Source organism: Flavobacterium anhuiense (assembly GCF_004151235.1).
In the GTDB taxonomy this organism is placed as follows: domain Bacteria; phylum Bacteroidota; class Bacteroidia; order Flavobacteriales; family Flavobacteriaceae; genus Flavobacterium; species Flavobacterium anhuiense_A.
Window position 1 is genome coordinate 82,418 of the sequence record NZ_JUIV01000010.1, and the last position, 12,316, is coordinate 94,733.

Below are 12,316 nucleotides of genomic sequence, written 5' to 3' on the forward strand. Positions count from 1 at the left end.
ATGAAAAAGAATTACAAGATATATTTTGCCACCTTACTGACTATGCTTTCGGTTGTGTTTTCTTATGGACAGGACATTGCGCCTCCAAAAGAACTAAGCGCCGCTTCGAGTTCTATCGAAAAAATTGAAGCCTCTGATCGTTGGGTAGATAAATTCTCAAATCAGGATTTGGTAGAACTGCCAATAGGTATTCGTAATACAGTAAACAATATTCAATATTCTATAGGGATTACAAAGGCTACTTTTGCGCCAGAATTTACTACGCTGACTGTTTTTTGCAGGGTTGATATTCCTCAGAAAGATAAAAATGGACAACCTATGCAACTTTTCTTTGGTGCTGATAATGTAAAATTATCACATCAAGGAGGTATTATTGGTGAGGCGAAATTAGTATTGCTTGGTAATGTCGATATTCCTTTTAATGAAAATAAATGGCAGCTATCTTTATATGGCGGTTTCGATATGGCAACCGGAAATGTAAATGATTTGACCTATGTAAAGATTGATTGTGACGGCTTTAAAGAGATGAAAATTTCTGGAGCAGTTGAGTTTTCGAGGAATCTAATTTTGCCAATAGATCCATTGACAAAGACTGTGGATGAAGCAAAAACAACAATCCCTAAAACGTATTATAATGGAAAGACCGTTCAAATTCCAAATAGAGTTAGAGGAGAATTTAGTTTTACAGCAGGAAGCTGGAATGATATTCTGCTGAATGTAAGCTTACAGCCATTTGTATTGAAAGATAAACGAAATGGAAAAGATTTTGACGGTAATTTTCAGTTTCTGGTAAATAATGCTGTTTTAGATTTGAGCGACTTGAAAAACGATCCAGTAGTTGTTTTTCCAGAATATTATGCAAAAAATGCACTTTTGGTTCCAAGTCAGGAAGCTTGGAAAGGAGTTTTTGTTCAGACATTTGATGTTGGCCTACCAAAAGAATTTCAAACCACAGATACTGCATCGAGTAAAGAAAGGCTTCATGTAGGAGCGCAAAACCTTATTATAGATAAATTTGGTGTTTCGGGAACCTTTTATGCAGATAATGTTTTTCCTTTAGATCGAGGAATAACGAGTCAGGAAAAATCATGGGCCTACTCGTTAGATCATATTGATGTTACCATTGCGGCCAACACTTTTGTAAAAGCGAATTTAAAAGGACAAATCCTTTTGCCAATTAGTAAAGCTTCGCCAGAGAAAAAAGAAACGGCTTCTAGTCCAGCAGCAAACACGCCAGCAGATCCTGCATCAAATACTTCAGGAAATGTTCCGTCTAAACCGAAACAGACTAATCGAGCTGGTTTGGAGTACAACGGATTTATTTCGATGGAAGAACAGCAATTAGTTGTTATTACAAAAGATTCTATTGCTTTTGATATATGGAAAGCAAAAGCATTACTGTTGCCAAATAGTTCTGTAGAATTAAAATTGGTCAACGGACGATTTTTACCCAAAGCAAATCTTAACGGTTCGGTTTCTTTTGGAACAAATAAAGGAGCTACAGATGATAAAGATGTAGAAGGAAAACGTACCGTAGATTTTAAAGGAATTACTTTTGAGAATCTTCAGTTGCAAACCGTTTCTCCTATTATTTCTGTTCGAAATATGGGTTACAAAGGCACAGTTGGTTTTGCTAATTTCCCTGTTTCTATCGGTAATATAAATGTTGCTATTAATGGAGATGATTCCCGAATTGATTTTGATTTAGGAATAAATTTGATGGAAAGTATTGGAGCAGGAGCGACTGCGAGAATTGGGATAAAAGGCAAAATGTACGACGATGGATATAGGCAAAGAAGTCGATATGCTGGTCTAGACCTTTCTGCCATTAATATAGATTGTAAGTTTAGCGGATTAACTATAAAAGGAGGCCTTATTCTAATGGAAAAAGATCCTGTTTATGGAGATGGTTTTAATGCAGATGTTGAAGTCGACGTTGTTAATATTGTCAATGTAAAAGCAAAAGCAATTTTTGGGCGTACTACTTTTAGATACTGGTATTTTGATGGAGCTGTGAAGTTTCCTCCAACACCTGGTGTTCCTTTTATGATTACAGGCTTTGGTGGTGGAGCGTATTATAAAATGCATAGAAATCAAGATATAGCTATTGGTGAATTTTCTCCTTCAGGATTAAGTTATACACCAGACGAAAAAATAAGTTTAGGAATTAAAGCTCTAATTTATTTTCACGTAGGATCAGAAACAATATGCGATGGTGAAGCTGGATTCGAAATGGCATTTAACTCAAAAGGAGGAATAAATAGACTGGCCATTTTTGGTAAAGCTAATGTTATGGCGAAAATACCGGGGCTTAAAAATGTTACCGATTTAATGGGAAAAGTAGCATCAAACGTTACTGCTAAGAAAAGCTTTTTAGGAATTACAGATAGCGATCTTAAAGGTTCTTTTGCGAGCAAATATATTCCAGAAGCAAAAGAAGCAATTCCAGGTGACTTATCGGCTGCAGTTGGAATTAAAATGGCAGCTGCTATAGAATTTGATTTTGAAAACAATTCCATGCATGCTACAACAGATGTTTATATTAATACGCCTGGAAATTTCCTTTCAGGAACAGGGCCAGGAGGAAGAGCTGTTTGGGGAGTTTTCCACAAAGACCCTAAAGATTGGTACATGTATATGGGGACACCGGATGACCGATGTGGAGTGAAAATCGGAGTAGCAGGAATGTTCTTAAAAACTACAAGTTATTTTATGGCAGGAACGGTGCTTCCGGGGAGCCCGCCACCGCCGCCTCAGGTTGCTAGTATTCTAGGTGTCGATTATAAAGAACTTGATTATATGCGTGACGAGAATGCATTAGCAAATGGAGGAGGTCTTGCCTTTGGAGCAAGTTTAGATTTTGATACAGGAGACTTAAGCTTCCTACTTTTCTATGCACGTTTTCAGGCTGGAATGGGATTCGATATTATGCTTAAAGATTATCAAGAAGCAAGATGTTCTAATACTGGAGATCGTGTAGGTATAAACGGTTGGTATGCTAATGGACAATCTTATGCCTATTTGCAAGGAGAACTTGGAATTAGAGTTAAATTGTCATTCTTAAAATTTAAAGTCCCAATTGTTTCTGGAGGAGCCGCAGTTTTATTACAGGCAAAATTGCCAAACCCAGTTTGGATGCGAGGATATATGGCAGGAAATATGAACATACTGGGAGGATTGATAAAAGGAAAATTCCGCTTTAAATTTGAGCTGGGAGAAGAATGTCAATTTGAAAATGCATCGCCGCTTGGAGGCATCAAGCTGATAACGGATGTAACACCAAAACAAAGTTCAACAGATGTAGATGTCTTTGCCATTCCGCAAGCCGCATTTTCTATGAAAGTTAATGAAGCCTTCGTAATACCTGAAGACACGGGAGATGTTACTTACAAAGTAATTTTAGAAAAGTTTAAAGTATTTGATGGAACAAAAGAAATTCCAGGAACCTTTGAGTGGAGTACGATGAAAGACCGTGTTAATTTTGTTTCAACAGATATCCTTCCTCCACATAAAGAATTAAAGGTTCAAGTTGAGGTTAGTTTCCAGAAAATGGTAAATGGTTATTTCCAACCTATAAAAGTGGACGGAAAAGTAGCCACAGAATTTGAAGAGAGAATATTTACAACGGGAGGAGCTCCAAACCATATTCCGCTTACCAATATAAAATATTCATATCCGATTGTAGATCAGAAATATTTCCTTGAAGAAGAATATCCAAAAGGATATATACAACTTAAACGTGGTCAGGATTATCTGTTCGAAGATTCAAACTGGGAAACCAGTATAAAAATGGATCAGGATGGAACTTCAAATTCAAAAGCTGTAGCATTTAATTATGATACAAGTTCAAACGAAGTGTATTATAATTTGCCAAATATCGATCAGGAAAAGAAATATAATTTTTCAATTGTGAGTAATTTGAAGCAGAATGCATCTACCAGAGGGACTACAGCTGAAAAAAGCAATACAATTAACGATCAAGGTAATGATATACAAATAAGAGAAAATCAAGCCGATGCCTTATCTAAAGCAGAGGGAAGCATTAATCGTTTAAGCTATTCGTTCAACACTAGTAAGTATAAGACTTTTGCATCTAAGATGAATGCAATCAGTACCCAAAGCTATAACTTTGGAGTTCTATATTCAGATGTGATTTATTTGACCAATACTATTTCTAGCCAAGAAGCTTTTGATATAGTTGAGCTTAGTGGAGTAGTATATAGCGATAGTAAGGCCATAATATCAGCAGAATCTAAATTGAACGATCAATATTACACAACAGATATCTATCCTTATTTATACAAGGATTATCCTTTAAACGGAACTTTCTCGATAAACAATAGAGATACCAGCGAGTTGGGAGTTGTTCCTGCCAAAGCAATACCGCTTAACGCGTATTATATGACTAGTATTGAAAATGATGTTAATCAATCATGGACAAAAGGTAATTTTCCATTCAAGTATAATATGCCGTTAATTTATAAGCAGGATTGGGTTGATTTAAGTAACCAGATTGTCAATTCATATATTAATGGCGAACCAGGCGTTGAAGCACTTGCGCAAAAGTTTATAAATAGCAATTTCCAATTCATGCGATATGGGAATTATGAAATACTAATGAAATACAATTTGCCTGGAAATAAACAGTCAAATGAGTTTGTTTATAAGTACAAAAACAATAATAATTTCAGATAAAAATATTTAGAATATATACAAAATCTAGTATAATTTAAACCCCATTTGAGATTCTCAAATGGGGTTTAATCTTTTTAAATATTCCGATTCAGATCGGTTCCAGATTAACCTTCTCCAAAATTTTTACGATTAAATTCATCTTTATCTTCAAATTCTTCGCCATAATCAGGTTCTGCATTATCGATTATGTAATGATATGCTGGCGCAGCGTCAATGTCGATTCATTTCGGGTTTCATCATCTTGAAAATATTGGTCTTCCAGTTGGTTAGTTTAGTTCTCTTTGTAAATATAAAAAAGCATATTATTTTGTAAATTTTTGTCTTAATGATTTGTTTTTGTGTCTTACTGTTGCGGGCACGGATTGCAAGTCCGCGCTAACGATCGATAAAACAATAAAAAAAAGAAAAAGATTCCTTAAAATATCAGGAATCTTTTTTCATTTAAAAATTACTTCAACAAAATGTCTTTTATAAGTTTAGTCAGCTCATCAGATTTTGATATAAACGGACTATGCCCAGAATTGATGGTATAAATATTTGTAATGCCTGCATCTTTAGCCATTTTCTGCTGAAAATTATAAGTTATCATATTGTCTGCTGTCGTAAAGATGTAATATTTTTTTCCTCCTGCATTATAATTTTCTGTTCTATAGTTTAAAGGCGTTCCAAGCGGAATTGTCGGCTCTGCTTTGTATTTTGAAGCAAGAAATTGCTTTTGGGCATCTGTGGCATCTTGCGCAAATATTTTTGGAAGATTAACTTCTGGATTTACAATTCCTGCTAAAGTCTGATCATCGGATAATTTTAATGATGGAGGTAAAAGTGAAGCCGTATCCATTTGAGAATAATCTAAAACGCTTTTTCCGCTTTGCGGAATAAAACCAGTGACATAAATTAGTTTTTTGATTTTTTGGGGAACTTCTGAAGCACTGCATTAAAGATTTCTTTAATTCTTTTGATCCAATTTCGTTTTGAATTTGTTGGTCAAAAGCCTTTTGCATAATTTTACATGCTATGTATGAAATATTCCAAAAATATCTTGACGAAAAAGCTGAACTGACCCAGGCCGAATCAGAACGTATACAATCATTTGCTATTATTAAAAAACTTCGCAAAAGACAGTATTTACTCCAAGAGGGAGATGTCTGGAAATACGATGCGTTTATAACGCAAGGCTGCGTAAGAACCTATACTGTTGATGAAAAAGGTGGTGAACATGTAAATAGTTTTAGTATTGAAAATTGGTGGACAGGCGATCGTGAAAGTTTAATGTTACAGCAGCCGTCTCGTTTTAATATTGATGCTATTGAAGATACTGAGCTAATACTTTTTACCCATGAAAATTTCGAGATGCTGTGCAAAGAAATTCCAGGGTTTAATAATATGGTCAATGCTATTCTGCAAAGAAGTTTTATTGCTGCTCAAAACAGAATTCAGGCTTCACTGGCGCTAACTGCTGAAGAGAAATATTTAAACTTCGTAAATAAATATCCAAGTTTTGCTTCAAGGATTCCGCAAACTATGATAGCCTCATATTTGGGCATGACACCAGAAACACTAAGCCGTATTCGGAAACAGACGGCAAAGAAATAATACATAAGGAGCTTTAAAAGCTCCTTTTTTTATGTCCACTTTCAAACTCTTGATCTATATCAAGTTTTTACTTATTTCTAATCAATGTACAGGATTTGCTTTAGACGCAACTTTGTAATGTTCAAAAGAAACAAACATTATAAACATTTAAAAAATAGAAATCATGTCAAAAACAATTTTCATTACAGGAACAAGTACAGGCTTTGGAAAATTAACAGCTGTAACATTGGCAAATGCAGGTCATTCAGTAATTGCAGGAATGCGTAACACAAATGATAAAAATACCGCTGCCGCGAAAGAACTTCAAGCAATAGAAAATATTGAAGTAGTAGATATTGATGTTACAGATGATGCATCAGTTAGAAATGCAGTCGAAAAAGTAATCATTAAATACGGAAAAATTGATGTTCTAATCAATAACGCGGCAGTAAGCGGTTTTGGTCTGCTTGAAGGCTATTCTGTTGATCAAGTTCGTAAAATGTTCGATGTAAACGTCTATAGCGTGCTTCGTATGTATCAGGCAGTGCTTCCTTCTATGAGAAAAGAAAAAAACGGTCTGGTTATTAATATTACAACTGGAGCAAGCGGACATACACTTCCTTTTATGATTCCGTACATCGCATCAAAATTGGTAGTAGAAAGCTTTACAGAAGGATTGCAAGATGAACTTGCAGATTACGGAATTGAAAATGTGAGTATTCAGCCTGGAGTTTATCCAACTGAAATGAATAACGGATCGAAAGCTGGTATTCATGCTGATAAAATAGCAATTATTGAAGAATACGGTGATGCAGCAACTGAAAAATTCAATGCATTAGGTACAGCACTATTTGGTAAAATGGCTCAGTTTGATATGAATCCACAAACAATAGCGGATGGTATTCTGGAATTGGTAAACATGAAAAAAGGGGAGAGACCGCTTCGTTTTCCTCTTGATGCCATTGCTCAAGGAACCGACAAAGAATTTATAGAAGCCCGCGCCAATATTAAAGCAAAATGGGTAGCAGCTTACACTAATTAATTCCCCATTTTAAATGAAATTAAGAATAATAAACATACATACAGTCATGAAAACAAATCATAAAAAATCAAATAAAAAAGTACAAACTTCTGCGGCAGCGATGCTTAATTTTCTAATACTATTTTCCGCTTCAGATAAAACAGCAGCACAAAACAATGCAGGAATTGTGGGAATTGATCATGTCGGAATCAATGTTCCCGATCTTAATAAAGCCGTTACATTTTTTAGTGATGTGCTTGGTTTTACACCCGTAACGCAATTGGGTCCAATTCCGCTTGACGCTGATTGGAAAAAACTAAACCATATTAATCCTAATACAGGAGACGTTACCATAAAAATGATCAATGCAGGAAATGGAGCAAGTATTGAAGTGTTTGAATATGCCGACAATAAAGGAAGTAAAACATATCCAAATACAGATGACATTGGAGCATCTCACATTGCTTTTTATGTAAATGATATTCATGTAGCGGTCGAATATTTAAAAAGTAAAGGCGTAAAAATATTAGGAGAACCTTTTACAACGCCTTCTGGCGACACAGCAGGCGAGTCTTGGGTTTATTTTGAAACACCTTGGGGTTCTAAAATGGAGTTGGTTTCGTATCCAAACGGAAAAGGATATGAGAAAACACACCCCAAAACAGTCTTATGGTCTCCGAAAAATAAAGCGATCAAAAAAACTGCAGATGATTTCGATCCTAAAAAGAACACATTGATAGTAGAAAATCATCTAAAAATCTGGAATGAAAAAGACGAAGCAAAACGTAAAGTTTTATTGAATCAAGTTTACGCTACTGATGTAGAAATGGTAGATCGTCATTTTATTGCTGAAGGATTTGAAGATATCAGTAAATTTATTGTAGAGCTTCAGACTAAAAATTCTGATTTTAGGTTTTCAGCCAAATCTATTGAAACCAATCATAATATTGTGCGATTATATTGGCAATTTGGTTCAAAATCAAAACCATCAGTGGTTAGCGGCATGGATTTGTTTGTGATTGAAAACAATAAAGTTCAAAAGCTATATGTCTTTTTAGATCAAAAGGAATAATGCTGACTCGTTTTTAAAAATTACAAAAGCCAGAAATTATTTTTCTGGCTTTTTAAATTATATATAATAGTTTTGACTTCTATTGCAGATATTTGAAAATATTGAGTAAGTCAATTTGAAAGCAATTTCTAATAATTAATTTATCTTGAGTATTTATTTTGGCACATCAATAAAAACAATAACTAACAGCTTTGTCAAGGGAAAATAAAAACTATTAGTATATGTGGGAATAATCTTTGTTTTTAAATTGAATTTAAAAAAATGTAATTTAGATTTTTTTTATTTTATTCAATTCCAATGAATTAAAAAGCAACTTTAAAATAACTTAAAATTAAGTAGTTTTTTTGTTTGGAAATGTAGAAAACGTTCCTATCTTTGCAACCGCTTAGAACAACTAAGCGCAACGCTAGAGAGTCGGGGAGATACTCAAGCGGCCAACGAGGGCAGACTGTAAATCTGCTGTGAAAACTTCGCAGGTTCGAATCCTGCTCTCCCCACAAGGTCCTAATCTTTGATTAGGACTTTTTTTATGCCATATTTTTAATGATATGTAGAATCTGATTTATTAAAATTGAAATATCATTCGTTTCAATTTTATCATTCTTTTAGGACGAGTTATCTTTCCTTGTAATGAAATCTTACTACTAAATTGCCATTGTCATAAGACAAAAAAAATCTCCACTAGGGAGATTTTTTTGTCTTATTTTAAATGTAGAATTATTTAGCTAGCAATTCTTGGATTTTTGCTTTAAGTTCAGCACCTCTTAAGTCCTGAGCTACAACTTTTCCTGATGCATCAAGTATAAAAGTTGCTGGAATAGCTTCAACATTGTATTGTTTAGCAATTGGCTCTTCCCAAAATTTTAAGTTAGAAACATGAGTCCAAGTTAAACCATCTTTTGCTATAGCTTCTTTCCATTTTGCAGCATCTTTGTCTAAAGACACTCCAACAATATTTAATCCTTTTGAATGGAACTCTTTATATAGCGCCACAACATGAGGATTTTCTTGTCTGCATGGTCCGCACCATGAAGCCCAGAAATCTACGATAGTTACTTTACCTAAACTTTCTTTAAGCGAAACTACTTTTCCTTCTGGATTTGGAGCCGAAAAATCTGCTCTTCATTTAGCGCTGCCTACTGGTGCAGCTGTAGCTCCAACAGATGGCATTTTTGCTTGTCCAAATCTAGTTTTGATTTCTTTTCCAGGTGCAGTATTTTTTAGAGACTCATCCAAACCATTGTAAAGTCCTTCTAATTTTTTCATATCAGCAGTTGGATCATTCAATAAACTTTGGATAATTAAAGCTGTAATGAAAGATTTTGGGTGATTTTCAGCGTAAGCTAAATATTTCTTTTTGCTTCCTTCTTGAACTTCTTTCTGGATTTCCATGTATTGTTTCATCAAGCCATTGATAGTTGCTGTATCTTGAGCTTGTTGAGCTTGCTTCATTTTATCGTTGTTCTTTTTCTGGAAATCAATTAAACTTTTTTGAGTTTTGTTCATATCTTCCATGAAAGTTACGTACTCATCATTGTTGTAAGTTCCAGAGATTTTAGATTTGTGGATACTATCTTTATCAATAGCAACTTTAATTTCTCCAGTTTCTAAGATGAATGGGATAGGACCATTAGCACCTTGTAATATTAATGTATGGAAAGCTGGTTCAGTAACTTTTCCTTTAATTTCAAATTTTCCGTTTTCAACTTTTACTGTATCAAGAGAAACTGGCATTCTCGTAGCAGGGTCCTGACCTTGTAAGATGATAGTTTTTCCGTTTTCAATTCCTGTAGCAGTACCTGTAATAAGGTATTCTCCATCTTTAACTTTGCTGCAAGAAATGATAGCCGCAGAAGCTGTAAGTACAAAAAGTATTTTTTTCATTATAAAAAATTAATTAGTTAATTGATTTGTGTGACAAAAGTATCTAAAAATATAAAACATACAGAATTTTGTAACCTAAAATTTTGTTATAGTTTTTTTGAGTCTAAAACACATGAAATCAGCGTGTTTGTTGGCTTGATTTGATGAAAAACTATTAATGTGGAACATATTTGAGAGATCTCTATTCAATTTTTTAAATTTTAGACACAAAAAAAGCACTCGTTTAATAGAGTGCTTTTTAGTAAAATATAGTATTGTAAAACTATTCTTGATTTGTTTTCTTTCTCCAAGTAAAAGCATTTAAAATATGTCTTTTTGCAAATCTTGCAGGAGAATCAGCATTTACCATTTTCACGTAAGTTGCTTTAGGAACACTGATGTATTCGTAAACACTTCCGTTAGAAAAATCAATAATTAAACGTCCCTCAACAAATTTAAAATCTGTGATAGAACAAGTAGAAATTGTTTCTGTATATTCAGGTAAATTAAGTTTGATAGTATCAGGGTGAATACTTACTAAAAAGTGGTAAGCTTCGATAATCGTTTTACTTTTTTCTTCTGCTTCTTTTAAACCAGCTTCATTTCCAACAAATTTATCAGGATGAGATTCTTTCATCGCATTACGATAAATTGTTTTTAAATCTTTTAATTCTGCAGTTTTGTCTACGTTTAGTAACTTGCGGTATTCAACTATTTTTTTCATAAATAAAGGTAACTACTTGTCTATTAGTTTGAAATCGTTCTTTTTTAGTTCAAATCGACAAATTTTTTGCAAAGGTACACTTTTTTTTAACTTTTTAGTTTTGATCGAAAAAATATTGAAAAAAGTTAACGGTAAGTTTATTTAACAGCAAAGTACGCGAGATTTTTTTGAGATTCATTAAAATGAAAAGTTCGCAAAGCTATGTCTACACAAAGCTTTGCGAACTTAAATATTCTCAATTCATAACACTCAGAAAAACATAAACTTAGCGTACTTTGCGTTAAAAATTACACGTTCCAACAAAAACTTGAAACTATAAATTTATTCTGGCTTATGATTGGCCTTGTCAAAGTTTCTTGATTTTTTAGGATATTTATCATAGCTCATGTCACTTGGATTTTCGATAACCGATTTTATAGTAATCCAATCGCCCTCTTTAAATTTGGCTTGAACCATTTTATAGTCTAAAAGATATTCTCCGCAGAAATAATTATTATTTTCATCTTTTTCGATAATGCCGGTAAAAACTCCTTTTTGTGGCATTTTTTGTTCTGTATCTTTAGACATGATTTTTTTGTTTTGAATTAAAAGGGCAAAGATAAGCAATTTAGGTTTGTTTTAGGGAGTTCGCCGTAATCTAAGTATATTTGCAGCATGCAGAAAAATTTTAAGCCACATCCTAATTCTTTTAAAAATACTTTTTGTGCATTCAATGAAGTGCTTCCTGAAGCCATTAAAGGTTTAAAGAAACAATTTGAAAGTAAAGCAGGAAGTTCCTATTATTATACTGAAGAAGGAATGTACCGCGTTTCTAATCATTGGGGAAGATTGGCCAATAGTAAATGGCGCTTAGTTGGCCGTGATCCAGAAACAGAATCAAAGACAAAAATTGGTTTTGCAAAATGGACAGAATTTTATCCAGACAATGCAACGGATAAACTGTATTATATTGAAGCCGATTTCGAAAAAAATCTAGCCAATTATCAGCATAAAAATAATCCTCAGTATGATGGAAAAGCGATTTTAAGAACAAGTGCTGAAACTGCAAAAAGATTAAAACAGATTAGAAACCTACAGCAGTTGACCAATTGGGCAAAACATTTTGATTATGATGATATTGATGATTTGCGAAAACAGCTTATCAACGAATTGATTTTTACTGAAAAAACGTTAGAACAAATTAAAAGAGAAGTGTAAATGGGACGTAATAACGAAAGAAACATTAAAAAACACAACGATAAATTGCACAAAGCTCAGGCAAAAGCAAAACAGGCTGAAATTTCCAGAAAAGAAAAATTAAAGGAAATCATAAAGAAATTCAACGAAAGCAAAGAGTAAATATAAGTTGCCACGAATTTCACAAATTAGC

10 protein-coding genes, 1 tRNA gene and 1 pseudogene are annotated in these 12,316 nt (G+C 33.7%); 7 read left to right on the forward strand and 5 right to left on the reverse strand.

The features are described from left to right. Positions 1-4,695: a hypothetical protein gene (locus NU08_RS13380; protein ID WP_129747698.1), complete on the forward strand. Its 4,695-nt coding sequence runs from the start codon at positions 1-3 to the stop codon at positions 4,693-4,695. Positions 4,696-5,143: 448 nt separating this feature from the next. Here the strand turns inward: NU08_RS13380 and NU08_RS13385 are convergent, their stop codons facing one another. Continuing rightward, the gene (locus NU08_RS13385; RefSeq protein WP_129747699.1) at positions 5,144-5,533 is read right to left on the reverse strand and encodes an alpha/beta hydrolase; all 390 of its coding nucleotides are present in this window, start codon (positions 5,531-5,533) and stop codon (positions 5,144-5,146) included. Positions 5,534-5,709: 176 nt separating this feature from the next. On the opposite strand from NU08_RS13385, the gene NU08_RS13390 reads away from it, so the two are divergent. The 4 genes from NU08_RS13390 to NU08_RS13405 all read left to right on the forward strand — a co-directional run bounded on the left by NU08_RS13390 (position 5,710) and on the right by NU08_RS13405 (position 8,857). Next, positions 5,710-6,288, forward strand: a complete 579-nt coding sequence (locus NU08_RS13390; RefSeq protein ID WP_129747700.1) for a Crp/Fnr family transcriptional regulator — start codon at positions 5,710-5,712, stop codon at positions 6,286-6,288. A gap of 163 nt (positions 6,289-6,451) precedes the next feature. Then, on the forward strand, positions 6,452-7,309 hold the full coding sequence (locus NU08_RS13395; RefSeq protein ID WP_129747701.1) for an SDR family oxidoreductase: 858 nt from the start codon (positions 6,452-6,454) through the stop codon (positions 7,307-7,309). A 46-nt stretch (positions 7,310-7,355) separates the two neighbouring features. After that, complete coding sequence (locus NU08_RS13400; protein ID WP_129747702.1) at positions 7,356-8,360, forward strand: VOC family protein; 1,005 nt, start codon at positions 7,356-7,358, stop codon at positions 8,358-8,360. Positions 8,361-8,776: 416 nt separating this feature from the next. Continuing rightward, positions 8,777-8,857 (forward strand) — tRNA-Tyr (locus NU08_RS13405). Between the two features lie 220 nt (positions 8,858-9,077). On the opposite strand, the pseudogene NU08_RS13410 reads toward NU08_RS13405, so the two are convergent. The 4 genes and pseudogenes from NU08_RS13410 to NU08_RS13425 form a co-directional block, all read right to left on the reverse strand. Next, positions 9,078-9,464 (reverse strand): annotated as a pseudogene (locus NU08_RS13410) (TlpA family protein disulfide reductase); the annotation flags it as partial. Between the two features lie 18 nt (positions 9,465-9,482). Then, positions 9,483-10,244: a DUF4369 domain-containing protein gene (locus NU08_RS13415; RefSeq protein WP_129747704.1), complete on the reverse strand. Its 762-nt coding sequence runs from the start codon at positions 10,242-10,244 to the stop codon at positions 9,483-9,485. 262 nt (positions 10,245-10,506) lie between these two features. Then, positions 10,507-10,947 carry a KTSC domain-containing protein gene (locus NU08_RS13420; RefSeq protein ID WP_129747705.1) on the reverse strand — a complete coding sequence of 147 codons (441 nt, stop codon included), beginning with the start codon at positions 10,945-10,947 and terminating at the stop codon, positions 10,507-10,509. A gap of 321 nt (positions 10,948-11,268) precedes the next feature. Next, positions 11,269-11,514: a hypothetical protein gene (locus NU08_RS13425; protein ID WP_129747706.1), complete on the reverse strand. Its 246-nt coding sequence runs from the start codon at positions 11,512-11,514 to the stop codon at positions 11,269-11,271. An 87-nt stretch (positions 11,515-11,601) separates the two neighbouring features. On the opposite strand from NU08_RS13425, the gene NU08_RS13430 reads away from it, so the two are divergent. Both NU08_RS13430 and NU08_RS22350 read left to right on the forward strand, forming a co-directional pair. Next, entirely contained in the window at positions 11,602-12,144 is a 543-nt protein-coding gene (locus NU08_RS13430; protein ID WP_129747707.1) for a hypothetical protein, read from the forward strand. Continuing rightward, positions 12,145-12,285: a hypothetical protein gene (locus tag NU08_RS22350; protein WP_165352456.1), complete on the forward strand. Its 141-nt coding sequence runs from the start codon at positions 12,145-12,147 to the stop codon at positions 12,283-12,285. Positions 12,286-12,316 lie beyond the last annotated feature (31 nt).